Here is a 24,978-nt window from a genome sequence, read left to right on the forward strand (position 1 = left end):
AAGTAATGCGATTCGCGGCAAGATAAATGTAACAAAAAATTCTAAAGTTTAGATTTCTTGTAACATGTCTGTGAGCTCAGCTGAGATCATAGACCTTGCGGATTGCGCCTTCGTTTGTCTCGTAGGTGCGAAAGCCTACTGACTCATAATAGGCCAAACCGCCGGTATTGTAGTTTTGGATCGTTGCATCGATGTATTTTAAATCGCCTTTCAAGGCTGCACTACGCGTCGCGGTGAATAACTTGCCGCCAATGCCCTGGCGGATTGCCTCCGGATGAATATGGGTGCCAATGACACCCCATCCAGGTGTCACCCCGTATTGGTTCCCCTCAACCGCCATCAAAAGAGCCTGAAAGCCCAAAATAACACCCTCTGGATCAGTCGCCACGCTGCATTCAATCCCGTTTGGGTTTTCGATGTAATTGTTAAGGGCAAAACCGGTGTCACTTGGCGACCGGCGAAGACCTACGGCCGTTAACGCAGTCAAGACGCGACTGATACCCGGTGCATCTGTAGGAAGAGAGGGTCTGATAATCATGATTTTTACCTGTTTGCGTCTAAGGAAGCCAATTGATCATGCGCATACAGCGAAAACCTCGTTGCAATATCGCTGATCCTCGATTTCAAAATGGGTCTGCCCTACAATTGTGAAGCCCTGCCTTTTATAAAACGAAAGTGCATTGGTATTTTCGGAGTTCGTAGCCAACCACGGTGTGTCCCATTCGATCTCTCGGCAGAGATCCAGTCCAGCGCGCAGCAATTCTTGGCCAATGCCTTTTCCATGGTGTCGCGGTTGCACGTATAGGGTTGTGACCTCGGTAGTTGACGGATGGTCGGCGGGGCAGGGCTGGTCGTTGGTGATCCGGATGTAGCCATCAATCCCAATCGAATTTTCGGAAACCAGCACGCGTTCGGCCGGATCTTTCAGAGTCTTGGCGAACTGTTCGACGGTGTAGTGGGCCAAGACATAGTCGGCAAAGAACGCATTTACGCCTTCGCGGATATAGGTGCCGAGCCAGACCTCAATCGAAAGGGCCGCAAGACTGGAACAGTCTGAGGGGCGGGCAGGACGTATGGAGAGTGTAGCTGGAAGGGCTGGCATGAAACAAAACTCGGCAAAATGGGAAATGCAATTTGGGCAGGCTAGGACGGGGATATTGAAAAAGCGAGATCAATTCCATTTTGCGATTTGGGAATGTTTCAACCAGTGCAGGTTAGCGTTGGACCGAGGTTGCGAGAAGAAGTCGCTTTCCATCATAAGGCTCAGTACAGCGTAATCGGGTTTGCGGTCACCGCCTTTTTGCTTCACTTGTTCATCAGATAGACTGCGCCGGGGGAGGGCCAATATGAACATTCTCTACATCATGTTTGACCAGTTGCGGTTCGACTACCTTAGCTGCGCCGGTCATCCGCATCTGCACACCCCGCATATCGATGCACTGGCCGCCAAAGGAGTCCGCTTCACCCGGGCCTATGTACAGTCCCCCACCTGTGGCTCGTCCAGAATGAGCAGCTATACCGGCCGCTATCCTTCCAGCCACGGGGTGCAGTTCAACAGCTACCCGCTGCGGGTGGGGGAGTGGACAATTGGTGATCATCTCCGCAAGGCGGGGATGAGCTGTCACCTGATCGGCAAGACGCACATGGTGGCGGATGCTGAAGGCATGGAACGGCTGGGGCTGGCCCCGGACAGTGTGATCGGGGTGCGCCAAAGCGAGTGTGGCTTTGACCCCTGGGTGCGCGACGATGGGCTCTGGGCTGAAGGGCCGGACGGTTTCTATGACGCAAAACGCAGCCCTTATAATGAGTACCTGAAATCCAAAGGTTATCCTGGCGATAATCCGTGGAATGATTTTGCCAATGCCGGGGTAGAAGGCGATGACATTGCGTCGGGTTGGTTTATGGCCAATGCCGACAAACCTGCCAATATTGCTGAAGAAGACAGTGAAACGCCCTGGCTCACCACCAAAGCGATAGAGTTTATAGAGCAGGCGACAGGTCCGTGGTGCGCGCATCTCAGCTATATCAAACCCCATTGGCCCTATATCGTGCCCGCGCCGTATCACGATATGTATGGCCCGGAACATGTGCTGCCCGTCGTACGCTCGGATGCTGAACGCGAGGATGCGCACCCGGTGTTTGATGGGATGATGAACAACCAGATCGGCAAGGCCTTCTCTCGGGATGAAGTCCGCAAGAAGGTGATCCCGGCCTATATGGGGCTGATCAAACAGGCCGATGATCAGATGGGACGGCTGTTTGCCTATCTGGAACAGAGCGGCCAAATGCAGGACACCATGATTGTAGTGACCTCGGATCATGGCGATTATCTGGGTGATCACTGGCTGGGCGAAAAGAACCTGTTTCATGAGCCGTCGATCAAGGTGCCACTGATCATCTATGACCCACGAAAACAGGCCGACGTCAGCCGCGGCACCACCTGTGATGCACTGGTCGAGGCAATTGATCTGGCACCAACCTTTCTGGAGGTCGCGGGCGGTGCGCCTGTGCCGCATATTCTGGAAGGGCGGTCGTTACAGCCTTGGCTTCACGGCCAAAACCCGGAGTGGCGCGATTATGCGGTTGCTGAATTCGACTATTCCACAATGCCATTGAGCGCAAAACTGGGATTGGCACCCAAAGATGCCCGACTGTTCATGGTGACGGATCATCGCTGGAAGTTGATGCACGCCGAAGGCGGTTTGCGGCCCATGCTGTTTGACCTGGAAACCGATCCCAACGAGCTGGTCGACCTCGGTACCAGTGCAGAACATGCTGACGTCCTTAAGATGATGTACGAAAGGTTGCACCAATGGTCGCTGCGAATGTCTCAACGGATTACACTGTCGGATGAGCAGATCATCTCAGGCCGCGGCAAATCGGGGCTCAAGGGTATTTTGCTTGGGGTCTATGAACCGGACGAAATTGACGCCGGACTGACCGTGAAATACCTCGGTCCTGTGCCCCAGAAGACCTCGGATCAGTGAGAGAGAAAGCTATGCGCAGGTTTTACGCCGCTGCAGCCGCGATTGGGACACTTGTGCCCTGGCTGTTCTTCGGCTCGTTCTTTGCCCTGAATGGATTTGATGTTCGTGCATTTATTCTGGGGCTGTTTGCCAATGGCGCGGCGGCTGGGTTTTCCGCCGATGTGTTGATCTCAATGGTCGTGTTTTGGGTTTGGAGCTGGCAGGACGCCCAACGACGGTGCCTGCAGCATTGGTGGCTGGTCCTGCCTGCAGGTTTTACAGTTGGCCTATCTTTGGCGCTACCCCTGTATTTGTGGATGCGAGAAGACGCCTGACCTTTGGTTTCTTTTTGCTGAAAGCACTGCGGGGGAGCCGAAGGCGGGGGCAGAGCCCCTATGACACTCTCTCTGTTGTTTCAGCATTACAACACGAATAGTCTAGGGAAAACACAAACGGGGCAGAGTTATGGCCGGGCAGACAGAGCAGCTCTTGAACGCAATCCTTGCGGATATTGATTGTGGGCAGTTGAATCCCGGAGATGTCTTGGACGAGGCCGGATTGGCGGCGCGCCATGGTGTGTCCCGTACGCCTGTGCGTGAGGTGTTTATACAGCTGGAAGCCACTGGATTGATCCGGCGTTTGCCCCGCAAAGGTGCGGTTCTGTTCAAGCCAACGCTGGAAGAGTTTCTGGCTATTTTAGAGGTCCACGCCCGCTTGGAAGGCCAGGCCGCGGGTCTTGCGGCTCGCCGATTGTCACCAGCACAAGGTGAGGCACTGGAAGCAGCTGTGGCTGCTTGCGAAGTTCACGCGGCAACCAAGGGAGACGGTGACCCCAATGGCTATTACCAACTGAATCTGAAGTTTCACGAGACCGTGGCACTGGGCGCTGGAAATGCGTTTTTGGTTGAGATGATCAAGACCAATGCCCGTAAATTGATGGCCTACTACCGGGCGCGCTACCGCTACCCCGGTTCAATCGCCCAATCCGCACGGGAGCACCGTCAGATCGCCACCTTGATCTTTGCGCATGATCGTACCGGGGCCGAGGCCGCGATGGTGTCCCATGTTCAATTTGATCAGGTAACCGTCATGGACTTGTTGGCGGCTCTTGGCTGACCTCACGGTTTGAGTGCTTTGGCCGGGGTGCGTGCTTGCACGCACCGTTGATCAGCGACGACCCTGTTCAAAAAAACTGGCAATGCTTTCGGCAAACACCTGTTGATCTGATTGGGCCTGTAAACTTTCTATGGCGCGTTCAAAAACTTCGGGTCCAATAATTGAACGCAATTCTTCGGTTAGGGCAGAGATAAAACCATGGCTCATTTCCGGGTGATGTTGGGTTGTATAAATATGGTTGCCCATCGCAAATCCGGTGATCATCGTATCGGATTCAGCGATCTGCACCGCGCCTTTCGGTAGATCGGTCACGCATTCAATATGTGAGCCATAAAGCCCAACCTGGTCTGGCAGGTCTTGCACCCATTCAGGACGAGCCACCATTGTATTGCGGGTTAACCCATGCACCCAACCTTTTGGGTTTCGCGCCATCGACCCACCCAGCGCCAATGCGATGGCCTGATGGCCAAAGCAGGCCCCAAACAGAGGGTGACGCTTATCATTCATATCGCGGATCAACTGCAACAGTGGCGGAATCCAGTCATGACCACCACGCACAGAGGCTGGGCTGCCAGTAATCATCGCACCATCAAATCCCGCAATATCATCCGGGAATTCACCGTCCTTCACCGAGAAAACCGAAACCTCCCAATCTGGACGTACCATATGGACCAGTTTGGTGAACTTTTCGCCATCTTTGGGATGGCTATCGGCAAAGTCTCCGGAATCGGTATTGGTCATCAGAATGGCCAAGTGCATGGATTCACCTACAAGTTTTTCATTTACATATTTATAGCTGTCATTAATATACACAAAGCAAGTAAATCTGGAAAGGCCCAACATGACCCTTTGGACGCCAACTGACGACGGGTATGCCGATCTCAGTAGCCACGATGCCTTTGCGCAGGGCGCACCGCACAACACCTTTGCTCGGCTGCGCCGCGATGACCCGTTGCACTGGACTGAATATGAAGGTGGTGAAAACTACTGGTCGATCACGCGCCACGCCGACATTGCTGCGATGAACAAAAACACCGCGGTGTTTTCCTCGGCGCGGGGCATCCGCATGGAAGACCAGAGCTACGAAGAATATATGGCCCGGCGCACTTTTCAGGAAACAGACGCGCCTGAGCACAGCAAAACCCGGATGAAACTGCTCAAAGCATTTTCCAAAACCATGATGGCGCAATACGAGCAGGAAATCCGCGACCTCTGCGCTGAAATCCTTGATCCAGCTTTGGAGAAGGGCAGTTTTGATGCGGTCAAAGAGATTGCACGTCAGCTGCCAATGCGGATGCTGGGCCGGGTTGTTGGTTTGCCGCAAGAGGATCTGCCATGGTTGGTGGAAAAGGGCGACGCGCTGATCGCCAATACCGACCCCGACTTTACCAGCCATGTGCTGGACAAAATGCAAACGGATGAGTTCCGGATGATGCCCTTCAACTCTCCGGCTGGGGCAGAACTGTACGTTTACGCCAAGGATCTGATGGCCAAGAAAGAGGCCACCGGAGACACCTCGGGCATTCTCAACATGATCCTGCAACCCGCCAAAGATGGCTCGGTGATATCAGATGCAGAGTTCCGCAACTTCTTCTGTTTGGTGGTGGCGGCAGGAAACGACACCACCCGCTATTCCATTGCGGCCGGCCTTCAAGCCCTGTGCCATCAACCTGAACTGGTGGCGCAGATGCAGGCAGGTGGAGATGTTTGGGACACTGCGGCAGATGAGATCATTCGCTGGGCGACGCCCGCTCTGTATTTCCGGCGCACGGCAACGCAGGATGTCGATATGCATGGCAAGACTATCCGCGCAGGCGATAAGGTGCTGTACTGGTGGTCCTCAGCCAACCGCGACGAAGCGGTATTTGACGATCCGTTCCGGGTCGACTTGATGCGTAGCCCCAATAAGCACCTGGCCTTTGGGCAGGGCGGTCCGCATGTCTGTCTGGGGATGTGGCTGGCCCGGTTGGAGGTAACAGTCCTGTTTCAGGAACTGGCAAAGCGGATTAAATCTATCGAACCCGATGGGCAGCAGCAGTTCCTGCGCTCCAACTTCGTCGGCGGCATTAAATCGCTGCCGGTGCGGGTGACACGCGCTTAACAATCGGGTTGTTTGCCTGGCTGCTAAGCCGGGCGACGCCTGACCTTGGCGGAATTGGTCAGGCGTGACACCTTACTCAGATGCCAATTGGTCCAACTCGAAAGGACACCAATATGAAAACCCGTCTGCGCGCATTATTTTGCGATCATCTCAGCATTATGCGTGGCAAATACCTGCCACATTCGAAAATTGGCGATGACAGCACCCGATTTTGCCGATCTGTTTTTGGTACTCACTACGACCGCGACCTTCTGGACGCGCCGGGATCGCTGGTCAAACAGGGTTTACCAGATATGGAGCTGCGCTGGCGCCATGACGATATCCGCGACAGTTGGCATGCCTCAACCAAAATTGTGTTGGGAGACCTGTATGATGACGAGGGTGCCAAACTACCGTTGTGCCCACGTGGCACGCTGAAACGGGCGGTGGCAGATTGGCAGAAACATGGGCTGACCCCCAAGGTCGGGATTGAGCTCGAGGCTTTTGCGCTGCAGGCCGACGACAACGGGCGGTTGGTGCCCTATGACGCCCCCGGTGGGGTAGTTTATGGGACTGGCCCCTTTGCCGATCCGTTGCGATTCAATGATCGAATTTGGGCCATGGCGGACGAGATGGGGTTCTCGCTCGAAATGATCACAGCTGAATTCGACAGCCCACAGTTTGAATATGTTTTGACCTTTGGCGATGCGGTCAAGGCGGTAGATGATATTGTGCTATTCCGCCTGATGGCGCGCGAAATTGCCCTGGAATATGGCATCGTTCTGACCTTTATGCCCAAACCCATTCCCGAGGCCGGTGGCTCTGGCATGCATGTCAATTTCTCGTTTGCGGATCAGGCGGGCGGCAATGCATTGTCGTCAGGCCCGCGCGGCGGGCCAGAGCATATGAACGACCTGGCTCGCGGTTGCCTGAGTGGGATGATCCACCATCACAAAGGGCTGGCCGGGCTGATTGCCCCCACCGCCAACAGCTATATGCGGCTGCAACCGGGATCGCTGTCGGGCTATTGGCAGAACTGGGGCGGCGATCATCGCAATGTGACCACCCGTATCAGTTCCGAGGGCGGGGCCAAGGCGCGGTTGGAACACCGGATGGCAGATGCTTCGGCCAACCCCTATACCGCCACAGCGGCAGTGCTACAGGCGGCGCGACTGGGGTTTGAAAAAGGCTATGAGCTGCCTCCGATGGAAACCGGTGATGGGTTTGACCGAACAGATGCCCGCGAAGGCACTGCAATCGATTTGAAAGGGGCCGCTGCGGACCTGCAGCGCGACACAGTCCTGACTGAAGCGGTGGGGGCGGAGCTGGTCGCCAACCATGTCTACATGAAGCAAAAAGAAGTGCGTAAAACCCGGGACCTCGAAGGTGATGGGCTGCGCGACTTCTATGTTCATTTTGTTTGAGGAGTAAGCCACATGAAAGTGACCTGGAACCTGCCGGACGGCTCTGCCGTTGCGGCAACAATCGACTATGGCCAAAATCTGATGGAGGCGGCTGTCGCACAAAATGTGCAAGGGGTGGTGGGCGAATGTGGTGGCACGCTTAGCTGCGCCACATGCCATGTTTATGTTGACGATGCATGGGCGGACAAAACCGGTGAGGTTGGTGATTTTGAGGACGCCATGCTGGACATGGCCGACGGAGACCGCCGCAGCAACAGCCGGTTGAGCTGTCAGATTGAGGCCCACCCCGATCTGGACGGGTTGGTTCTGGCTGTGCCAGAGGCCTGACACGAATTACAAACCCTTCAAGGCAATCATCCCCATGAACTCCTCTCTGACACGTATCGCCTTTATGGCAGGTGCTTTGTATTTCTGTTGTATGGCAGCGGCGCATTTCTTTGGGCTGAAATACCCACTGCTGTTCGTGTATTACGACACCCCGTTTTATGGCTACCAGGACAAGATCATCAGCTTCGCGGTGCTGGCTTATGTGGCGCTGTTCTATCAAGCTGCGCGTCGCCGCGACGCGGTGCCAACTGCGCTGGTGGTCATGGGGGTGACGATTCTTGGATTGTCTTCGGTCAACCTTTCCGAAGCCCTGGCTGAGGTTTTAACGCCAGACCAAAGTACGATACCCTATTGGATCCAAGTGGCTCTGTTTGCAGGCTATTGGCTCGCACTTTTCGGGCTGTGGCGCCGCGATGGATCCCACAACTGATGTCCGTCGGGACCTGACAGTCTTTCACCTCTGCGCCGCGCAGCGGCGCTATGAACAGCGCGGGCCCGAAGCATGCTTCGGGCCCGCCATGGTATCTGGTGGCGCCCCTCCTACGGCCGGGCGCGGTTGTGGCCTACTGAAAGGTCAGGCAACAGCGGCAAAGCCGGCGTCCAGCGCTGTGAGAATGACATTGGCGTCACTCTCAGTCAGCACCAAGGGCGGTGACAGGATGATATTGGGCCCCGAAACCCGCACCATTGCACCGGCTTGATAGGTTGCTTCCTGAAGCGCACCGATGGTTTTCTTGTCGATAGGGGTTTTGCTGGCCTGGTCTGAGACCAGTTCCAGGGCGCACATCAATCCACGTCCGCCACGAACATCACCAATCAGGCTGTATTTCTTTTGCAGCTCCAGCAGACCCTGATGCAGCTGAGTACCGCGCGCAGCGGCATTGTCCGGTACATTCAGGCGTTTGGTTTCCTCAAGGCAGGCCAGTGCAGCAGCGGCGCCAACTGGATGGCCGGAGTAAGTATAGCCATGGCCGATTGCGGCCTTGCCTGTGGTATCGTTTTCAAACACCTCTGCCACACCTTCGGCGATCATCACCGCGCCAAAGGGGAAATAGCCATTGGTGATCGCCTTGGCGGTGCACATGAAATCAGGCTGCACGCCCCAGTGACGTGAGCCACTCCAGCTGCCAGTGCGACCAAAAGCGGTGATCACCTCGTCGGCAATCAGTAGGATACCATTGCGGCTACAGATCTCACGCACGCCGGGCATAAAACTGGCATGAGGGGGGATCACACCACCAGCCCCCAGAATAGGTTCCATGATGAAGGCTGCAATAGTGCCGGCGCCCTGAAACGCGATCTCGTCTTCCAGCGCCTGAAGGCACAGTTGCGCCAGTCGCTCCGGGTCGCTCTCTTTAAACGGGTTGCGATAGGTGTAAGGCGCGGGAATATGAAAGCAGCCGGGCAACAGCGGTTCGTACTGGGTGCGGAAGTTGGCGTTCCCATTGACCGAAGCGCCTCCCATGTGGGTGCCGTGGTAGCCCTTTTTCAGGCTCAGAAATTTGGTGCGCCCAGCTTCACCGCGAATCTTGTGGTACTGCCGCGCCAGTCGCAGCGCGGTTTCCACCGAATCCGATCCGCCTGAGGTGAAAAAGGCGCGGGTCAGCCCATCGGGCTCAAAGAAGGTGCGCAGCTCTTCGGCCAGCTGGATCACCTGGTCGTTGGTGGTGCCGCGAAAGGTGGAGTAATAGGGCAAAACATCAAGCTGCGCAGCGATGGCGTCTTTGATCGGCTGGCAAGAAAACCCAAGGTTGACGTTCCACAGCCCGCCAACAGCATCAACGGTTTCATGGCCGTCGATGTCGGTGATGCGCACACCGGCGGCCCCAGTGATGATGGCCGGCGGGTTTGCATGGCTGTCGGCCGGATGCGTCATTGGGTGCCACATCGAGCGGGCGTTCATTTCCTTGAGGAAGTTGGAATCTTTCATCGGGTTTGCTCCTGACTGGACCCCAGCTGTGGTGGGGTTTTGAATATAGGGGGGCGGCGGGTCATTCCGGCGCGTTTTGCGGATAGCTGGCGGGCGAAGACCCACCAATGCGATGGGTTAGGGTCTGACCCGCGCGGTACAGGGCCTCTGGAATCAGCTGCTTTTGCTCTGCACTCATACGGGACACTGGCGCAGCGACGGCAAGTGCGCCAATCGGCTGCTGGTCGGGGCCAAATATCGGCACCGCATGAGAATGCACATCCGCCTCAAATCCCCCAATCGACTGTGCCATGCCGCAGGCCTGCACGGATGCAATCTGGCTGCGGATCCGGTCAGGGTCGGTTTCGGTCTGCGCGGTATGGGTTTGCAAAGGCTGTGCCAGCACTTGGGTGATAAAATCAGGCGCGGCATAGGCCAGCACCGCAAGTCCTGAACCGGTGCCATGATAGGTCAGAACCTCGGCGTCTTCCATCATCACTTTAGTGGCATGGCGTGGTGAGTAGGCATGCGACAGGGAGTTCAGCTGACTGCCCTGTACAAGTGACAGGTGGGTGGTTTCGCCAGTTTCATCACTCAGATCACGCAACACCCGACGTGACACCGACAGGATGGGAACGGCGGCTTCACGCAGCGCAGCAAGACGCAGAACTTGTGGGCCCAGTCGGTAGGATCTGTCACTTCCTGCCTGCTCAACGAATCCTGATTCCGTCAATTCCGTCATCAACCGATAGACAGTTGCCTTGTTCATCGCGGATAGGCGAGTCAGATCACTGAGACCGATTTCGGTCTTGCCGTGATTGAAATATGTCAGCAAAGACAGGGCTTTGGATACTGTTCCCATGTTGCTGTACGGGCTCCGTTTCTGGGTGCTCAGGAGGGCCCATCAGGAAAAAGATGCGCCGTTGATGCAATTTTGTTGACAGATAAGTGGGTAGGCTGTCAATCTAAATTCAAACCAACGGTTCAAATAATGAACCAGCTATTGAAATGTATCTGGGAGGATCACATGAAACTGAGCAACCTGTTCAAGGGCGCATTGGCCACAGCAGCCATCGCACTCACCGCTGGTGCGGCACTGGCCGAATATCCGGAAAAGCCGGTCAACTTCATCGTACCGTGGCCTCCCGGTGATCTGGAAGACGTGCTGACCCGAATGATCGCGGATGACTTCCAAAAGGAATACGGTGTTGCAGCAGCCGTGGTGAACAAACCCGGTGGCGGTGGCGGCCCATTCCCCGGCGCGATCGAAGTCGCCAATGCACCAGCTGATGGGTACACCGTGGGGTCCTTTGTGATCGGCGTGCCAGTTGTCGGCCACCAGATCGACATTCCGCCGCTGACCCCAGCCAAGTTTGATCCGCTTGGGATTTTCCTGACCTACCCATTTGTCATCGCCACCAGCGCCGACGCGCCATACTCGACCATGGCTGAACTGGCCGAGCACGCCAAATCCAACGATGTGGCGCTGGGCCATTTTGGTGATGTGTTGACGCCTACTCAGGTGACTAAGGCTTTTGCCGTGAATGCCGGGTTCCAGTGGGGATCGGACGCAGCCTTTGACGCACTGGATTGCAACACTCTGGCCTCAGGTGATGCGGATGTGATCAATACTACGCTGCAATTGATCCTGCCTTGCCTGGATCAGGTCAAAGTACTGGTCTCGATCACAGACGAACGCATTGCACTGGTGCCGGACGCTCCAACCATTGGCGAGCTGGACGATAGCCTGAACATCGCACTGTGGAATGGTCTGTTCGTGACCAAGGATACCCCACAGGACGTCCGCGAGAAAATCATCGCTGTGGCACAGAAAACCGTGATGAGCGACCGTGCCCAGGCTGTTGCCAAGGAAACCGGCGCGCTGGTCTATTGGCAGGGTGCGGATGAATCGGCAACTCGTGTGGCCGCCGACATCGATACCATCGCCCGTATCGGCGAATTGCTTCAGTAATCAACGGCAGGGCCAGCGGAGCATCCTCTGGCCCGCCCACACTGTACGATAGATCCCTGACATGCCCTCAGAACGTGAACACCGATTTGTCGGACCCCGACGCGGACAGCTGGTTTTTGCCCTTACCTTTGTGGTTATTGCCCTGCTGCTGCTCAGCCAGATCACCGGCCAGACCCGTTGGGTCGAGAAAACAAAGTTTGTAGCCCAGCCCCGATTTTGGCCAGCGGTTGGCTTAGGAGGCATGCTGCTCATGGGTGGCTTGCATCTGTACCTGCTTCCATGGCGCCGGGTCAGCCGCTATGACATGCACGAAGTGCGCAACTGGGGTAAAGTCCTCGAATATGTGCTGTGGTTCATGGTTTATGTTCTGGCAGTGCCACTGCTTGGGTATCTGCCAGTGACACTGGCTTTTGTTCCGGCGCTAAGCTGGCGCATGGGCTATCGCGGCCGGTTGATGATGGGGCTGAGCCTTGGCTTTGCAGTGCTGACCGTGGTGCTGTTCAAGAGCCTGCTGGGCGTCAAAATCCCCGGCGGCGCAATCTATGAGTATCTTCCCGGCGCTCTGCGCAGCTTCTTTATACTGTATCTCTGATGGACCTTATTCTTTCCGCTTTCGAAATTCTCATGCGTTGGGACGTGGCGTTGGCGCTCCTGGCCGGCTCAGTCGGAGGGGTGCTGATTGGCGCCATACCCGGCGTTGGACCGGCGGTGGCCATCGCCATCCTGTTGCCCGCTACGTTTTCGATGGACCCGATTGTTGGTCTGACCGTGCTGCTGGGGATTTATGGATCTTCGATGTATGGCGGAGCGATACCGGCGATCCTGATTAATACGCCCGGTACCGCAGTGAACGCGCTGACCACCTATGATGGCTACCCGATGACCGCACGGGGTGAACCGCGGCGCGCGTTGTCGCTGGCTTACTCGGCCAGCTTCTATGGCGGCGTGTTCTCCGTGGTCTGCCTGATCCTGTTTGCCCCCTTGCTGGCCAAGGTGGCCCCGCTGTTTGGCTCGCGTGAAATCTTCCTCGCGGCCTTGTTGGGTATCATTCTGGTGGTTGTCGCCCACCGTGGCCAGGCATTGATTGCCGGCGCATTGGCGGCCTTTGGTATCTTTATCCAGACCATCGGGCTGGAACCGGTGAAATACTCGCAGCGCTATACCTTTGATCAGGATTTCCTGGGTAGTGGTATTAACCTGATTGTGGTGGTGCTGGGCCTGTTTGCTCTGTCCCAAGCCTTTGTCCTGCTGATGGATGAAGACGAAAAGGTGCACATTACCAAACTGCGTGGCGGCATGTTCCAGGGCATGCGCGAACTGTCTCGTCACCCGCGCATTGCTACTGTGTCGGCCAGTTTTGGTGTGCTGATGGGGATGATCCCGGGCGTGGGAGAATTCACCGCTCAGTTCATGTCCTATACTTACGCTCAAAAAACCTCCAAACGGCCGCAGGATTTTGGCAATGGCTCCTCCGAGGGTCTGATCGCGGCTGAGACGGCCAACAACGCAGTGCCCGCGGCTGCCATGGTACCACTGCTCGCGTTGGGCATTCCGGGCGAGGCGCTGACTGCAATGATGCTGTCGGTGTTCTACGTGCACAACGTGGTGCCGGGTCCGGCCTTGTTCCAGAACCGCATGGATTTTGTGGTGGCGCTGTATCTGGCCCTGCTGATCCTGAATGTGTTGGTGCTGATATTCCTGCTGATGGCGACTAAATCACTGATCAAAGTGGTGAAGATCCCCAACCGTTTCCTTGGCGTCTGTATCCTGACCCTCAGTTTTGTCGGGGTCTATAGCCTGCGTAATTCGGCCACCGACTGCGTTATGGCCGCTGCCTTTGGCATGATTGGCTATATCCTGAAACGGCTGTCCTTGCCTGCGGTGCCGATCATTCTGGGCGTGGTTTTGGGCGGAATCATGGAAGTCAAATTACGGGCTGGCATGGCCCGCGTGAAAGAACCGCTGGACTTCATCGATCGCCCAGTTTCGTTCATCCTGTTTCTCATCATCGTTATCGTTCTGGTGGCCCATACCATCCGCGTGTTGAAGGACCGCAAAGAACGCAAGGAGGCCGAATGGCAGACCAAAACCTCATCAACAAACTTCGGCGGGCTGATGTTGCGCCGCAAAAGCTCTTTCTTGAAGGGAAGGGGCAAGCAGGTTCGGGCGCGCCACTCCAAGTTACTTCGCCGATTGACGGATCTGTTCTAACCACGCTGCAGGGCGCGTCTGCAACAGATGTGGAAAACGCCGTCGCTTCGGCGCGGCGGGCATTCCACGATGGTCGCTGGTCCAAACAGTCCCCCGCCGCACGGAAAAAAGTGCTGCACGCCATCGCCAACCGGATCGAGGGTGAGGCCATCGAGCTGGCGGTCTTGGGCGTACTCGACAACGGCACCGAATTCAACATGGCCCTCAAGGCGGAACCGGGATCGGCAGCTGGCACCTTCCGCTACTATGCCGAGGCACTGGATAAAGTGGGCGGCGAGATCGCCCCGACCGGGCCAGATGTGCTGGGCCTTGTGCACCGCGCACCCGTCGGGGTGGTGGGGGCAATTGTCCCGTGGAATTTCCCCTTGATGATTGGTGCCTGGAAACTCGCCCCGGCGTTGGCAATGGGTAATTCGGTGGTGTTGAAACCGGCCGAAACCGCCTCGTTATCTTTGTTACGGCTGGCTGAGATCTGCTCTGACTGCGGCCTGCCTGACGGGGTTCTGAACGTCGTTACCGGATCAGGTGTGGAAACCGGCGCGGCCCTGTCCAAATCCATGGGCGTTGATGTGCTGACCTTCACCGGGTCAGGCACAACCGGGCGTCGCTTGCTCGAGGCATCGGCCGCCTCAAACCTGAAACGCTGCTATTTGGAGTTGGGCGGCAAATCCCCCAATATCGTCTTTGCAGATGCCCCGGATCTGGCCAAGGCCGCCAAGGTCTCGGCAGCGGGCATATTCCGCAATTCAGGGCAGGTTTGCGTTGCTGGATCGCGCCTGTTGGTCGAGGCCTCCATCCACGACGAATTTGTCGAAATGCTCAAGGCTGAGGCTGAGGCGCTGCGGGTAGGCGATCCGCTGGACCTGAATACCCAAATTGGCGCTGTGAACTCAGAGGACCAGCTGCACCGCAATCTGTCCTTTATGGATATGGCCCGCGCCGAGGGCGGGCAGGTGATCACCGGGGGCACCCGCATCCTGCAAGACACCGGAGGCACCTATATGGCGCCAACCATTGTGACCCATGTGGCGCCAGAACATGCTCTGTTCCAGCGCGAGGTCTTTGGACCGGTGCTCTCTGTGACAAAGTTCGAGAGCGAAGAACAGGCCCTAACATTGGCCAATGCCACTGATTTTGGACTGGCCTCAGGGGTCTGGACCTCGAACCTTAGCCGCGCCCACCGTTTGGTGGCTGGCATTCGCGCAGGGGTGGTACATGTGAACACCTATGGCGGCGCAGATAATACCGTGCCGCTGGGCGGCGTGGGCCAGTCGGGCAACGGCCATGACAAATCGCTGCATGCCCTCGACAAATACGTAGATCTGAAAACCGCGTGGATACAGTTATGAGCAAGACAATTCTGGTTGCCGGAACCTATGACACCAAGGATGAAGAGCTGGGCTATCTGGCGGATGTGATCCGCGGGCAGGGGGGCAAGGTGCTGACCATGGATGTCAGCGTTTTGGGCGATCCAAGCCAGCCAACGGATGTCAGCAAACATCAGGTGGCTGAGGCGGGTGGCAGCTCCATTCAAGAGGCCATCGACTCTGGTGATGAAAACACCGCGATGCAGATCATGGCGCGTGGCTCTGCTGCCAAGGCACTGGAGCTGTACCGCGATGGGCGCATAGATGGCGTGATCGTTCTGGGCGGCACTATGGGTACCGATCTTGCGCTGGATCTTTGCGCGGCGCTGCCGGTTGGGGTGCCAAAATACGTTGTCTCCACAGTATCCTTTTCCTCGCTGATCCCACCCGAACGCCTGCCCAGCGATGTGCAGATGATCCTTTGGGCTGGCGGGCTGTATGGGCTGAACTCCATCTGCAAAGCCTCGCTGTCGCAGGCCGCAGGCGCGGTTCTGGGTGCTGCCCGCGCGGTGGAGCCTCCGAAACGCGACCGCCCGCTGATCGGTATGACATCCTTTGGTAAAACCGTTTTGCGCTACATGGTCGACCTGAAGCCGGCGCTCGAAGAACGCGGATTCGAGGTTGCAGTGTTTCACGCCACCGGCATGGGCGGTCGCGCGTTCGAAAGTCTCGCGGCGGAAGGCGCGTTTGCCGCTGTGTTCGACTTCGCACCTCAAGAAGTGTCAAACCACATGTTTGGTGGGTTGTCCGCCGGGGCTGATCGGATGACCAACGCGGGTAGATCAGGAACGCCACAACTGGTGGCTCCGGGTTGTTACGACCTCATCGACATTGTTGGCTGGCAGCCGACTCCACCGGCGCTCGCTGACCGTCCCACCCATGCCCACAACAGGTTGCTAACCTCGGCCGTGTTGGATGCAGACGAACGCCGACAGGTGGCGCGCACGATCTGTGACAAGCTGTCCAGCGCCACAGCGCCCGTTGCCTTGCTGTTGCCGCAACATGGCTGCAACGAGTGGGACCGCCCCGGTGGAGACCTGCATGACGCTGAAGGGCTGGCCGCTTTCTGTGATGAAATCACTGCGCGATGCCCGAAAAATGTGACTCTGACCAAGCTGGACTGCCACATCAATGATGCGGCTTTCACGGCCCAAGCACTGGACGTTTTTGATGGCTGGCTGGCAGATGGAACGGTCAAATTGAAATAGGACGTCGGGTCGCGATGGGCCGCAGGGTGTTCACAGAGCTTGCCAAACAGCGCCGCATGGATACAGCTGTTGGCAAGACCTCTAACGCCGGATTTTTCCCATGCAAATTGACACTACACCTAAACTGAAATCCTATGACGTTGTCATCATCGGTGGCGCCATGATGGGGGCCTCGGTGGCCTGGTTCCTGGCCAATCGCCCGGACTTTGATGGCACTGTTCTGGTTGTCGAACGCGCGCCCGCTTATGAATTCAGTTCAACAGCCCATAGCAACAGCTGCATCCGCCAGCAATTCACCCAGCCGATCAACGTTCAGGTCAGCCAGTTTGGTGCCGACTATGTGCACAATTTCCGTCAATACATGGGCGGTGACCCGGATGTCCCGGACATTCACATGCAGCCTTTTGGCTATATGTATCTGGCGGCCACCGCCGAGGGCGAGCAGGTGTTGCGGGCAGCGCAACAGATGCAGGCTGCAGAAGGGGCCGGAACCCAAATCCTGACCCGCGACATGCTGGCTGAACAGTTTCCGTTCTATAATCTCGATGGCATTCGGATCGGCAGTCACAACCCGGTAGACGAGGGCTACTTTGATGGCGGCTGCATGTTCGACTGGTGGCGTCGCAAAGCACGCGCTGGTGGTGTTGAATTTATCAACAACGAAGTGACGGGAATTTCACGCTCGGGCAATCAAGTGACGGGTGTTGTGCTGGCTGATGGCACCCAGATTGGGGCGGGTCACGTGGTCAATGCCGCGGGCCCCCGTGCCGGGCAAGTGGCACAGATGGCTGGGCTTGAACTGCCCGTGGAGCCGCGCAAACGCTATACATTTGTGTTCGAAGCGGCCCGACCGCTGGATGTTGATCTGCCACTGACGGTTGACCCATCGGGGGTCCATGTGCGCAGTGAAGGCAAGTATTACATGGCTGGCTGCCCGCCGTTTGAAGACCCGGCAGTCGCACCTGATGATTTCATCGAAGACCACTCTTTGTGGGAAGAGAAAGTCTGGCCCGCCATTGCCGAACGCATTCCGCAGTTTGAGGCGCTGAAACTGATCCAAAGCTGGGTTGGCCACTATGCCTATAACACGCTGGATCAAAACGCGATCATCGGGGCCCATCCGGAGGTCTCGAATTTCATGATGATCAATGGCTTCTCTGGTCACGGCCTGCAGCAGGCTCCGGCGATGGGGCGCGGGCTGGCCGAATGGATCGCAACAGGGCGGTATGAAACGCTGGATCTGTCACCTTTTGCTTTCGATCGGATCCCAGCTGGTCAACCGTTGTTAGAGCAGGCCGTGATCTGATCTGGCCCCGGCAATGAGAGATCGTTAACAAGTGACGTGAGGTATGGGTGCCCTCGCCGGGCTAGGGGCTTGGCGGGGTGCGCTCATCTATGTCTAGATCGAATTAACATAAGGGTGCTGCACATTTGCCGCCCACACGGATAAAGGAACAGCGGATGAGCAACGCAATCAAATACGAAAAAATAGGCGATATTGCGGTGCTGACTGCGCAAAACCCTCCGGTGAATGCACTGGGGTTTGACGTGCGCAAGGGGTTGCTGGCCGGGATCCAACAGGCGGAAGATGACGGGGCCAAGGCGGTGCTGATCTACGGCGATGGGCGCACCTATTTTGCCGGTGCCGACATTCGCGAGTTTGGCAAGCCAATGCTGGATCCGGGTCTGCCGGATCTTTGCAACCGGATCGAAGCTTCACCTCTGATTGTGGTTTCCTCGATGCATGGTACTGCACTGGGGGGCGGTCTAGAGGTCGCCCTCAGCTCACATTACCGCATCGCAGTGCCCAGTGCCAAAATGGGATTGCCCGAGGTGCATCTGGGTATCTTGCCCGGCGCAGGCGGCACGCAGCGTTTGCCCCGCGTCGCAGGCACCGAAGCTGCATTGGACATGATCACCTCTGGTCGTCCAATCAAGGCAGGTGAAGCACTGGAAAAAGGCATCATTGATCGTGTCACCGAAGGCGAGCCACGCGAAATCGGCCTGGCCTATGCGCAGGAGTTACTGGACGCTGGTGCAGCGCGCCGTGCAGTCGGTGATATGCCCGCGCCTGAAGCCATCGATTTTGACGCGCGATATGAGACGCTGCTGAAAAAGGGCCGGGGTCAACTGTCCCCGGCGACAGCCATGCGGGCGGTACAGGCTGCCTGCGAGGCTGATAGTTTTGAAGCAGGCATCAAGCGCGAGCGCGAATTGTTCATGGAGCTGATGAACTCGGATCAGCGGCAGGGCATGGTCCATGCGTTTTTCTCCGAACGCGCGGTTTCCAAACTGCCCGAACTGAAAGGCGTCGCACCCCGGGCGTTGGCGGATATCGGCGTTATTGGTGGTGGCACCATGGGCGCAGGTATCGCCACTGCGGCGCTGTTGTCTGGGCTGAGTGTAACCATGCTGGAAATGACCGACGAGGCTGCCGCAGCTGCCAAAGGCCGGATTGCGGGTAACCTGCAAGGGGCCGTCAAGCGTGGCAAGATCAGCGCAGATCAGTTTGAAGCACTGACCAACCAATCCCTGACACTGGCCACCGACTACACCTCTCTGGCCAATGCAGATCTGGTGATGGAGGCCGTGTTCGAAGAGATGTCGGTCAAGAAAATTGTGTTCACACAACTGGATGAGGTCTGCAAGCCTGGCGCTATTCTCGCCACCAACACTTCCTATCTGGACGTCAATGAGATCGCCGCCTGTACCAAACGACCCGAGGAAGTGATCGGCCTGCACTTCTTCTCACCCGCCCATGTGATGAAACTGCTTGAAGTGGTGGTGGCAGACAAAACATCCATTGATGTGGTCGCCACTGGTTTTGCCTTGGGTAAAATGCTGAACAAGATTTCGGTGCGTGCCGGTGTCTGTGATGGCTTTATCGGCAACCGTATCCTGTCCACCTATCGCGCCTGTGCTGATCATATGATCTTGGATGGCGCCAGCCCTTATCAGATCGACAAGGCCCTGACAGGGTTTGGCTTTGCCATGGGGCCGTTTGCAGTTGCTGATCTGGCGGGTCTGGACATTGGCTGGGCCTCGCGCAAGCGACTGTCACCAACGCGGGATGCTCGCGAACGGGTGCCCAGTTTCCCTGACAAATTGTGCGAAGATGGTCATTTTGGCCAAAAAACCGGCAAGGGCTATTACGTTTACGAGGCTGGCAAACGCGGCGGCACACCAAACCCGGATGTGCCAGCATTGATCGAAGCCAACCGGGCTGAATTGGAGATCGCCCCACGCGACTTTACGGATGAGGAAATCACCCGCCGTTACATGTGCGCCATGGTGAATGAGGCCGCCAAAGTGGTGGGCGAAGGCATCGCCCAGCGACCGCTGGATGTGGATATGACGCTGCTGTTTGGCTACGGCTTCCCGCGCTATCGCGGTGGTCCGTTGAAATGGGCTGACATCGAAGGGCTGGATGGCATTCTGGCGGATATCATGGCCTACGCCAAAGAGGACGACTATTTTTGGCAGCCCGCGCCGCTATTGCAGCAACTGGTGGCCGATGGCAGCACATTTGACGATCTGAATCGGGAGAACTCTTGATATGAAACAGGCAGTTATTGTCTCAACAGCCCGCACCGGTCTGGCCAAATCATTTCGCGGGTCATTCAACATGACCCATGGTGCCACCATGGGCGGTCATGCGGTGCAGGCTGCGGTGGAACGGGCCGGGATCGACCCGGGCATGATCGAAGATTGCGCCATTGGCTGTGGTTTTCCAGAAGGCGAGACAGGTGGCAATATCGCCCGCCAGATCGCGATGCGGGCAGGTCTTCCTATTTCAGCGGCAGGTATGACAGTGAACCGCTTCTGTTCATCCGGCCTGCAGACGGTTGCCCTTGCGGCCAATGCCATCACCGCAGAGGGCGCAGGCCCGATGGTTGCGGGCGGCGTTGAAAGCATTTCGATGGTGCAGCCTAAGTTGCGCCCCGCGAAGGAGGCCTGGATCGCTGAGCACAAGCCAGCAATCTACATGCAGATGATCGAAACTGCAGATGTGGTGGCCGAACGCTATGGCATCACCCGCGCAAAACAGGATGAATACGGGTTGCGCAGCCAACAGCGTATTGCCGCCGCACAAGCGGCTGGTCTGTTTGACGATGAAATTGTCCCAATGCAGACCACCATGGCGGTCAAGGACAAGGAAACCGGTGAAATCTCGATGCACGAGGCAACTGTAGCCCGTGACGACTGCAACCGCCCGAACACGGTGATCGAAGGTCTTCGCGGTTTGAACCCCGTGCGCGAGGGTGGATTTGTCACTGCCGGCAATGCCTCGCAATTGTCTGATGGGGCCGCTGCACTGGTGCTGATGGATAGCAAACAAGCCGAGCAGCAGGGCCTTGAAGCCATGGGGGCCTTCAAAGGCTTCTGTGTTGCGGGTTGTGAACCAGACGAGATGGGCATTGGTCCGGTCTTCGCCGTACCACGTTTATTGGAACGCCATGGGCTCAAGGTAGACGATATCGACATTTGGGAGCTGAACGAGGCCTTTGCCAGCCAGGCGATTTACTGTCGCGACAAGCTGGGCATCGACGATGAGAAATGCAACGTCAACGGTGGCTCAATTGCCATTGGCCACCCGTTTGGCATGACCGGCGCCCGCATGACCGGCCACATCCTGCGTGAAGGCAAGCGGCGTGGCGCCAAGCTGGGTGTTGTCACCATGTGCATCGGCGGCGGCATGGGCGCAGCTGGGTTGTTCGAGATCTACTAAAGTCACGGCAATAAAATTAGGGCGGCGCTCGACCTTTTTTTGGGGGGCTGCCCGGCGTGCCGCCGAGCCAGACAGTGAGAAGAGGAGTATCAATGGACTTGAGTTTCTCTGCCGAAGAGCAGGCCTTTCGCGCCGAGGTGTGCGGGTTTCTTGCTGACAAGCTGCCGCCCGAATTGGCGCAAACCGTTCGCGATGGGCGGGGCCTTAGCAAAGACAACTACGAGCGCTGGCACGCGTTGCTAAATGAACAGGGTTGGCTGGCCCCCAACTGGCCAAAAGAGTTTGGCGGCTGTGAATGGAACGCGGTGCAGAGGCACATATTCGAGGACGAGTGTTGCCGCGCCCATGCGCCGCGTATCGTGCCCTTTGGTCTGTCGATGCTGGCGCCGGTCTTGCAGAAATTCGGCTCTAAACAACAGCAAGATCACTATCTACCCCGAATTCTGTCGAGCCAGGATTGGTGGTGTCAGGGGTATTCCGAACCCGGCGCTGGGTCTGATCTGGCCTCGCTGAAAACCAAGGCGGTGCGGGATGGTGACACCTACGTAGTCAACGGCCAGAAAACCTGGACCACGCTTGGGCAATACGCCAACTGGATATTCTGTCTGGTCCGCACCGACCCTACCGTCAAACAGCAGGCCGGGATTTCGTTCCTGTTGATCGACATGGATACTCCGGGCATCGAAGTCCGCCCGATCATCCTGCTGGATGGTACCCATGAAGTGAACGAGGTCTGGTTCACCGACGTCCGCGTGCCGGTGGAAAATCTGGTTGGCGAGGAAAACATGGGCTGGACCTATGCCAAGTACCTACTGACCCACGAGCGCACCAATATCGCTGGGGTTGGGTTCAGTCAGGCCGGTCTGGCAGCGGTGAAACGGCTGGCCCGCAGCCAGATGCACCGGGGCCGCCCGCTGATTGAAAACCCACATTTTGCCGCTCGCGTAGCGCGGGTCGAAATTGACCTGATGGCCATGTCCACCACCAACCTGCGGATCATTTCGGGGGCCGCCAAAGGTCAAGCGCCGGGGGTGGAAAGCTCCATGCTCAAGGTTAAAGGCACCCAAATCCGACAGGAAATCAACGATCTGGCCCGCCGCGCGGCGGGTGTCTACGCGATGCCCTTCGCCTCGGAAGGGGTCGAAGGCAGTAACGAAGCCCCGATTGGCCCCGAAGGCACAACCCATGTTGCGGCGCAGTACTTCAACAATCGCAAACTGTCGATCTTTGGCGGCAGCAACGAGATCCAGCGCAACATCATTGCCAAGGTTAAACTGGGAGGGGGCGCATGAACTTTGATCTGACGGATGAACGCCAGATGCTGCAAGACAGCCTGCGCCGGTTCCTCACTGACCGCTACACCACCCAAGTGCGCAACGACATCCTGAACAGCGACACCGGATACAGCACCGAAATCTGGGCGCAACTGGCGGAGCTGGGCATCATTGGTGCACTGTTCACCGAGGATCAGGGTGGCTATGGCGGTGCCGGTTTTGACATCGCGGTGGTGTTCGAAGAACTGGGCCGCGCAGGTGTGGTAGAACCGTTTCTGGACAGTGCCGTGCTTGGCGGTGGGCTGATTGCAGCCCTTGGAACAGAGGCTCAGAAAACCCTGCTGGAGCAAGTGATCGACGGCTCTCTGCTTCTTGCCTTTGCCCATGGTGAACCCGCCAGCCGATATGACCTGTCGCATGTGCAAACCACCGCCACGATACAGGATGACAGCATCGTCCTGTCTGGCCGCAAGGCGGTGGCGGTCAATGCCGAGGCCGCCGGTTTTCTGATTGTCTCAGCTCGTGAAAATGGTGCGGTGATGGATCAGGATGGGATCTCTCTGTTCCTAGTTCCTGCCGATACACCCGGCCTGTCTCTGCGCGGCTATCCCTTACTGGCAGGTGGGCGCGCGGCAGAGGTCGAATTGGATCATGTCACTCTACCTGCATCCGCGCGACTGGGTGTTGCCGGGCAGGCCTATCCGGTGATTGCCGAACGTGCCGCCGCCGCCTCGGTTGCTCTGGCCGCTGAAACGCTGGGTGCAATGGAGACCGCAACTGTGCTGACCCGTGACTACCTGCAAACCCGCCAGCAGTTTGGTCGTCCTATCGGCAGCTTCCAAGCGCTGCAACACCGCATGGCCGACCTTTTGATCGAGCTGGAACAAGCGCGTTCTGCCGTCATCAACGCTGCCGGCCATCTAGAGGGTGAACCGCACCAGCGCGACCTGCACATCGCAGCTGCCCGCAATCTGGTCGCCCGCACGGGGCGTTTGGTGTCCGAAGAAACGATCCAGCTGCACGGCGGCATTGCCATGACCCAGGAATACGAGCTCGCCCATATCGCAAAACGTATCACCATGGCTGAACATCGGTTTGGCGATGCCGACCATCACTTGGAGCAGTTTATTGACCTCAGCACCGCCTGATCCCCTCCGTGAGATCAACGATCCCGGTTGCCAGCAATTGGTTGGTTACCGCACCCAAATGGATACCCGGGCAGGGTCGTGTGAGGTTACACTGGACCTGCAGCCACAACACCTGAACCGGATCGGAGTCTTGCACGGTGGCATTGTGGCTACCCTGCTGGATGTGGTCTGCGGCAACACTGCTTCGGCCTTTTTTGACCGTGAAAGCCATCCCAATCTGGTCACTGTTTCGCTGAACATCTCCTATGTCGCCGCCGCGCGGTCTGGGTCAGTGATCGCCAAGGCACAGGCCACCGGCGGAGGCCGCAGTATTGCTTATGTGAATGGAGAGTTGCGAGACGAGGAGGGTGCGTTACTGGCTACAGCAACTGGGATCTTCAAACGCGTACGGGGCTGAGTGAGTGCTCTGTGCTTCCTCAATAGTGGACTTCAAAACCATTCCGCGCAAAGATCAGAGCATTCATGATGTGAGGGATGAGTATGCGTTGGTTATTTGCAATTCTGATCAGTTTTTCCGCCACCGGAGGCTTGGCTGACGGGGTGGATCGCGACGCAATCTGCACCGAACTGGCACAGGACTATGTCGAGAAACACCAGAAAAGCCGCGACTACCGACTGTATCGCATATTTGATTTCTACAGCAGCAAGATCGATGCCTGCATCCATGTCGAGGCCAAGCTGTTTGGCACCAGCGTTCAGGTGCGCGACCTGACAGGCGTGGTGTTCAAGGGACACGAAAACCTGCTGCTGGATTGTGATGCGCGTGGCATTGATGATGTCAGCATTGAAACGGTGCGGGTACATCGTGGTGATGTAGAGGAGCTTCCGGTCAAGGACTGGATGAGTGACGGTTTGGGTGGGCCTGCCAGAACTGTAAAAACGGCTGAAATCCCATTGACGCGACGCGATTGCGAAGCCGCGTTAGAACGCTGGCTGGTTAGGTGGAACGGCTGAGAGTTGTGATTGCCAAAGCCGGGAACTGCCAGAAACTCCATATCCAACAACACCATGCGCTTTGGCGAAGGCGTAAAGTATCGGTCGCGATCCAGCACAATTTGCTGGAAAGACTGGATCGCTGTCACATTCATGGAAGAGATGAAAGGATTAACTAAGTGTACATATTTTAATGAGTCATCACATGGTGGAATACCTTACCAATGGTCAATGTGAGCGTCGACCCGTTGGCTGGCGACCGCAACCAACCCTGCCCATCGGAGACACTGGTGTCGGATGTCAGTGACCTAGAG

Annotated in this window: 24 protein-coding genes; 19 read left to right on the forward strand and 5 right to left on the reverse strand. The window is 57.1% G+C overall.

Annotated elements, in window-relative coordinates:
- Positions 1 to 76 precede the first annotated feature (76 nt).
- Together FEE96_RS02845 and FEE96_RS02850 are read right to left on the reverse strand one after the other, a co-directional pair.
- The gene (locus FEE96_RS02845; RefSeq protein ID WP_138161475.1) at positions 77 to 538 is read right to left on the reverse strand and encodes a GNAT family N-acetyltransferase; all 462 of its coding nucleotides are present in this window, start codon (positions 536 to 538) and stop codon (positions 77 to 79) included.
- Positions 539 to 574: 36 nt separating this feature from the next.
- Complete coding sequence (locus FEE96_RS02850) at positions 575 to 1,102, reverse strand: GNAT family N-acetyltransferase (RefSeq protein ID WP_138161476.1); 528 nt, start codon at positions 1,100 to 1,102, stop codon at positions 575 to 577.
- A gap of 244 nt (positions 1,103 to 1,346) precedes the next feature.
- Here FEE96_RS02850 and FEE96_RS02855 point away from each other — a divergent pair, with 244 nt between their 5' ends.
- The 3 genes from FEE96_RS02855 (at position 1,347) to FEE96_RS02865 (ending at position 4,082) form a co-directional block, all read left to right on the forward strand.
- Positions 1,347 to 2,987: a sulfatase-like hydrolase/transferase gene (locus tag FEE96_RS02855; RefSeq protein WP_138161477.1), complete on the forward strand. Its 1,641-nt coding sequence runs from the start codon at positions 1,347 to 1,349 to the stop codon at positions 2,985 to 2,987.
- 11 nt (positions 2,988 to 2,998) lie between these two features.
- The gene (locus tag FEE96_RS02860; RefSeq protein WP_138161478.1) at positions 2,999 to 3,301 is read left to right on the forward strand and encodes a DUF2834 domain-containing protein; all 303 of its coding nucleotides are present in this window, start codon (positions 2,999 to 3,001) and stop codon (positions 3,299 to 3,301) included.
- 130 nt (positions 3,302 to 3,431) lie between these two features.
- Positions 3,432 to 4,082, forward strand: coding sequence for a GntR family transcriptional regulator (locus FEE96_RS02865; RefSeq protein ID WP_138161479.1), 651 nt, complete (start codon positions 3,432 to 3,434; stop codon positions 4,080 to 4,082).
- Positions 4,083 to 4,133: 51 nt separating this feature from the next.
- On the opposite strand, the gene FEE96_RS02870 is transcribed toward FEE96_RS02865, so the two are convergent.
- Positions 4,134 to 4,823 (reverse strand): type 1 glutamine amidotransferase, encoded by a 690-nt coding sequence (locus FEE96_RS02870; RefSeq protein ID WP_246079253.1) that lies wholly within the window; start codon positions 4,821 to 4,823, stop codon positions 4,134 to 4,136.
- 100 nt (positions 4,824 to 4,923) lie between these two features.
- Here FEE96_RS02870 and FEE96_RS02875 point away from each other — a divergent pair, with 100 nt between their 5' ends.
- From FEE96_RS02875 to FEE96_RS02890, 4 genes are all read left to right on the forward strand, one after another.
- Positions 4,924 to 6,183 (forward strand): cytochrome P450, encoded by a 1,260-nt coding sequence (locus FEE96_RS02875; protein WP_138161481.1) that lies wholly within the window; start codon positions 4,924 to 4,926, stop codon positions 6,181 to 6,183.
- Between the two features lie 113 nt (positions 6,184 to 6,296).
- Complete coding sequence (locus tag FEE96_RS02880) at positions 6,297 to 7,586, forward strand: type I glutamate--ammonia ligase (RefSeq protein WP_138161482.1); 1,290 nt, start codon at positions 6,297 to 6,299, stop codon at positions 7,584 to 7,586.
- Between the two features lie 12 nt (positions 7,587 to 7,598).
- The gene (locus FEE96_RS02885; protein ID WP_138161483.1) at positions 7,599 to 7,913 is read left to right on the forward strand and encodes a 2Fe-2S iron-sulfur cluster-binding protein; all 315 of its coding nucleotides are present in this window, start codon (positions 7,599 to 7,601) and stop codon (positions 7,911 to 7,913) included.
- A gap of 34 nt (positions 7,914 to 7,947) precedes the next feature.
- On the forward strand, positions 7,948 to 8,343 hold the full coding sequence (locus tag FEE96_RS02890) for a hypothetical protein (protein WP_138161484.1): 396 nt from the start codon (positions 7,948 to 7,950) through the stop codon (positions 8,341 to 8,343).
- A 144-nt stretch (positions 8,344 to 8,487) separates the two neighbouring features.
- Here the strand turns inward: FEE96_RS02890 and FEE96_RS02895 are convergent, their stop codons facing one another.
- Entirely contained in the window at positions 8,488 to 9,843 is a 1,356-nt protein-coding gene (locus FEE96_RS02895; RefSeq protein ID WP_138161485.1) for an aspartate aminotransferase family protein, read from the reverse strand.
- A gap of 61 nt (positions 9,844 to 9,904) precedes the next feature.
- Complete coding sequence (locus FEE96_RS02900; RefSeq protein ID WP_138161486.1) at positions 9,905 to 10,684, reverse strand: IclR family transcriptional regulator; 780 nt, start codon at positions 10,682 to 10,684, stop codon at positions 9,905 to 9,907.
- A gap of 165 nt (positions 10,685 to 10,849) precedes the next feature.
- On the opposite strand from FEE96_RS02900, the gene FEE96_RS02905 reads away from it, so the two are divergent.
- The 12 genes from FEE96_RS02905 to FEE96_RS02960 all read left to right on the forward strand — a co-directional run bounded on the left by FEE96_RS02905 (position 10,850) and on the right by FEE96_RS02960 (position 24,685).
- Positions 10,850 to 11,794 carry a tripartite tricarboxylate transporter substrate binding protein gene (locus FEE96_RS02905; protein ID WP_138161487.1) on the forward strand — a complete coding sequence of 315 codons (945 nt, stop codon included), beginning with the start codon at positions 10,850 to 10,852 and terminating at the stop codon, positions 11,792 to 11,794.
- Positions 11,795 to 11,855: 61 nt separating this feature from the next.
- Entirely contained in the window at positions 11,856 to 12,386 is a 531-nt protein-coding gene (locus FEE96_RS02910; RefSeq protein ID WP_138161488.1) for a tripartite tricarboxylate transporter TctB family protein, read from the forward strand.
- Positions 12,386 to 14,005 (forward strand): tripartite tricarboxylate transporter permease, encoded by a 1,620-nt coding sequence (locus tag FEE96_RS02915; protein WP_138161489.1) that lies wholly within the window; start codon positions 12,386 to 12,388, stop codon positions 14,003 to 14,005. Before FEE96_RS02910 ends, FEE96_RS02915 begins: the two co-directional genes overlap by 1 nt.
- A gap of 5 nt (positions 14,006 to 14,010) precedes the next feature.
- Positions 14,011 to 15,354, forward strand: coding sequence for an aldehyde dehydrogenase family protein (locus FEE96_RS02920; protein ID WP_246079273.1), 1,344 nt, complete (start codon positions 14,011 to 14,013; stop codon positions 15,352 to 15,354).
- On the forward strand, positions 15,351 to 16,580 hold the full coding sequence (locus FEE96_RS02925; protein ID WP_138161490.1) for a Tm-1-like ATP-binding domain-containing protein: 1,230 nt from the start codon (positions 15,351 to 15,353) through the stop codon (positions 16,578 to 16,580). Before FEE96_RS02920 ends, FEE96_RS02925 begins: the two co-directional genes overlap by 4 nt.
- Positions 16,581 to 16,680: 100 nt before the next feature.
- The gene (locus FEE96_RS02930) at positions 16,681 to 17,886 is read left to right on the forward strand and encodes an NAD(P)/FAD-dependent oxidoreductase (RefSeq protein WP_138161491.1); all 1,206 of its coding nucleotides are present in this window, start codon (positions 16,681 to 16,683) and stop codon (positions 17,884 to 17,886) included.
- A gap of 155 nt (positions 17,887 to 18,041) precedes the next feature.
- Complete coding sequence (locus FEE96_RS02935) at positions 18,042 to 20,135, forward strand: FAD-dependent oxidoreductase (RefSeq protein ID WP_138161492.1); 2,094 nt, start codon at positions 18,042 to 18,044, stop codon at positions 20,133 to 20,135.
- Between the two features lies 1 nt (position 20,136).
- A complete protein-coding gene (locus tag FEE96_RS02940) occupies positions 20,137 to 21,309 on the forward strand; it encodes an acetyl-CoA C-acyltransferase (RefSeq protein WP_138161493.1) in 1,173 nt (390 codons plus the stop codon).
- A gap of 92 nt (positions 21,310 to 21,401) precedes the next feature.
- A complete protein-coding gene (locus FEE96_RS02945; protein WP_138161494.1) occupies positions 21,402 to 22,601 on the forward strand; it encodes an acyl-CoA dehydrogenase family protein in 1,200 nt (399 codons plus the stop codon).
- The gene (locus tag FEE96_RS02950) at positions 22,598 to 23,731 is read left to right on the forward strand and encodes an acyl-CoA dehydrogenase family protein (RefSeq protein ID WP_138161495.1); all 1,134 of its coding nucleotides are present in this window, start codon (positions 22,598 to 22,600) and stop codon (positions 23,729 to 23,731) included. The genes FEE96_RS02945 and FEE96_RS02950 overlap by 4 nt, the downstream gene beginning before the upstream one ends.
- On the forward strand, positions 23,712 to 24,128 hold the full coding sequence (locus FEE96_RS02955; protein WP_246079255.1) for a PaaI family thioesterase: 417 nt from the start codon (positions 23,712 to 23,714) through the stop codon (positions 24,126 to 24,128). Before FEE96_RS02950 ends, FEE96_RS02955 begins: the two co-directional genes overlap by 20 nt.
- Positions 24,129 to 24,211: 83 nt before the next feature.
- A complete protein-coding gene (locus tag FEE96_RS02960; RefSeq protein WP_138161497.1) occupies positions 24,212 to 24,685 on the forward strand; it encodes a hypothetical protein in 474 nt (157 codons plus the stop codon).
- Positions 24,686 to 24,978 lie beyond the last annotated feature (293 nt).

The organism is Parasedimentitalea maritima, assembly GCF_005771405.1.
GTDB classification, from domain to species: Bacteria; Pseudomonadota; Alphaproteobacteria; order Rhodobacterales; family Rhodobacteraceae; genus Parasedimentitalea; species Parasedimentitalea maritima.

What these genes read in the sequence shown, in the direction of transcription:
- FEE96_RS02845 (WP_138161475.1), bottom strand. Translation starts at nt 538, where the DNA reads ATGATTATCAGACCCTCTCTTCCTACAGATGCACCGGGTATCAGTCGC.
- FEE96_RS02850 (WP_138161476.1), bottom strand. Translation starts at nt 1,102, where the DNA reads ATGCCAGCCCTTCCAGCTACACTCTCCATACGTCCTGCCCGCCCCTCA.
- FEE96_RS02855 (WP_138161477.1), top strand. Translation starts at nt 1,347, where the DNA reads ATGAACATTCTCTACATCATGTTTGACCAGTTGCGGTTCGACTACCTT.
- FEE96_RS02860 (WP_138161478.1), top strand. Translation starts at nt 2,999, where the DNA reads ATGCGCAGGTTTTACGCCGCTGCAGCCGCGATTGGGACACTTGTGCCC.
- FEE96_RS02865 (WP_138161479.1), top strand. Translation starts at nt 3,432, where the DNA reads ATGGCCGGGCAGACAGAGCAGCTCTTGAACGCAATCCTTGCGGATATT.
- FEE96_RS02870 (WP_246079253.1), bottom strand. Translation starts at nt 4,823, where the DNA reads ATGACCAATACCGATTCCGGAGACTTTGCCGATAGCCATCCCAAAGAT.
- FEE96_RS02875 (WP_138161481.1), top strand. Translation starts at nt 4,924, where the DNA reads ATGACCCTTTGGACGCCAACTGACGACGGGTATGCCGATCTCAGTAGC.
- FEE96_RS02880 (WP_138161482.1), top strand. Translation starts at nt 6,297, where the DNA reads ATGAAAACCCGTCTGCGCGCATTATTTTGCGATCATCTCAGCATTATG.
- FEE96_RS02885 (WP_138161483.1), top strand. Translation starts at nt 7,599, where the DNA reads ATGAAAGTGACCTGGAACCTGCCGGACGGCTCTGCCGTTGCGGCAACA.
- FEE96_RS02890 (WP_138161484.1), top strand. Translation starts at nt 7,948, where the DNA reads ATGAACTCCTCTCTGACACGTATCGCCTTTATGGCAGGTGCTTTGTAT.
- FEE96_RS02895 (WP_138161485.1), bottom strand. Translation starts at nt 9,843, where the DNA reads ATGAAAGATTCCAACTTCCTCAAGGAAATGAACGCCCGCTCGATGTGG.
- FEE96_RS02900 (WP_138161486.1), bottom strand. Translation starts at nt 10,684, where the DNA reads ATGGGAACAGTATCCAAAGCCCTGTCTTTGCTGACATATTTCAATCAC.
- FEE96_RS02905 (WP_138161487.1), top strand. Translation starts at nt 10,850, where the DNA reads ATGAAACTGAGCAACCTGTTCAAGGGCGCATTGGCCACAGCAGCCATC.
- FEE96_RS02910 (WP_138161488.1), top strand. Translation starts at nt 11,856, where the DNA reads ATGCCCTCAGAACGTGAACACCGATTTGTCGGACCCCGACGCGGACAG.
- FEE96_RS02915 (WP_138161489.1), top strand. Translation starts at nt 12,386, where the DNA reads ATGGACCTTATTCTTTCCGCTTTCGAAATTCTCATGCGTTGGGACGTG.
- FEE96_RS02925 (WP_138161490.1), top strand. Translation starts at nt 15,351, where the DNA reads ATGAGCAAGACAATTCTGGTTGCCGGAACCTATGACACCAAGGATGAA.
- FEE96_RS02930 (WP_138161491.1), top strand. Translation starts at nt 16,681, where the DNA reads ATGCAAATTGACACTACACCTAAACTGAAATCCTATGACGTTGTCATC.
- FEE96_RS02935 (WP_138161492.1), top strand. Translation starts at nt 18,042, where the DNA reads ATGAGCAACGCAATCAAATACGAAAAAATAGGCGATATTGCGGTGCTG.
- FEE96_RS02940 (WP_138161493.1), top strand. Translation starts at nt 20,137, where the DNA reads ATGAAACAGGCAGTTATTGTCTCAACAGCCCGCACCGGTCTGGCCAAA.
- FEE96_RS02945 (WP_138161494.1), top strand. Translation starts at nt 21,402, where the DNA reads ATGGACTTGAGTTTCTCTGCCGAAGAGCAGGCCTTTCGCGCCGAGGTG.
- FEE96_RS02950 (WP_138161495.1), top strand. Translation starts at nt 22,598, where the DNA reads ATGAACTTTGATCTGACGGATGAACGCCAGATGCTGCAAGACAGCCTG.
- FEE96_RS02960 (WP_138161497.1), top strand. Translation starts at nt 24,212, where the DNA reads ATGCGTTGGTTATTTGCAATTCTGATCAGTTTTTCCGCCACCGGAGGC.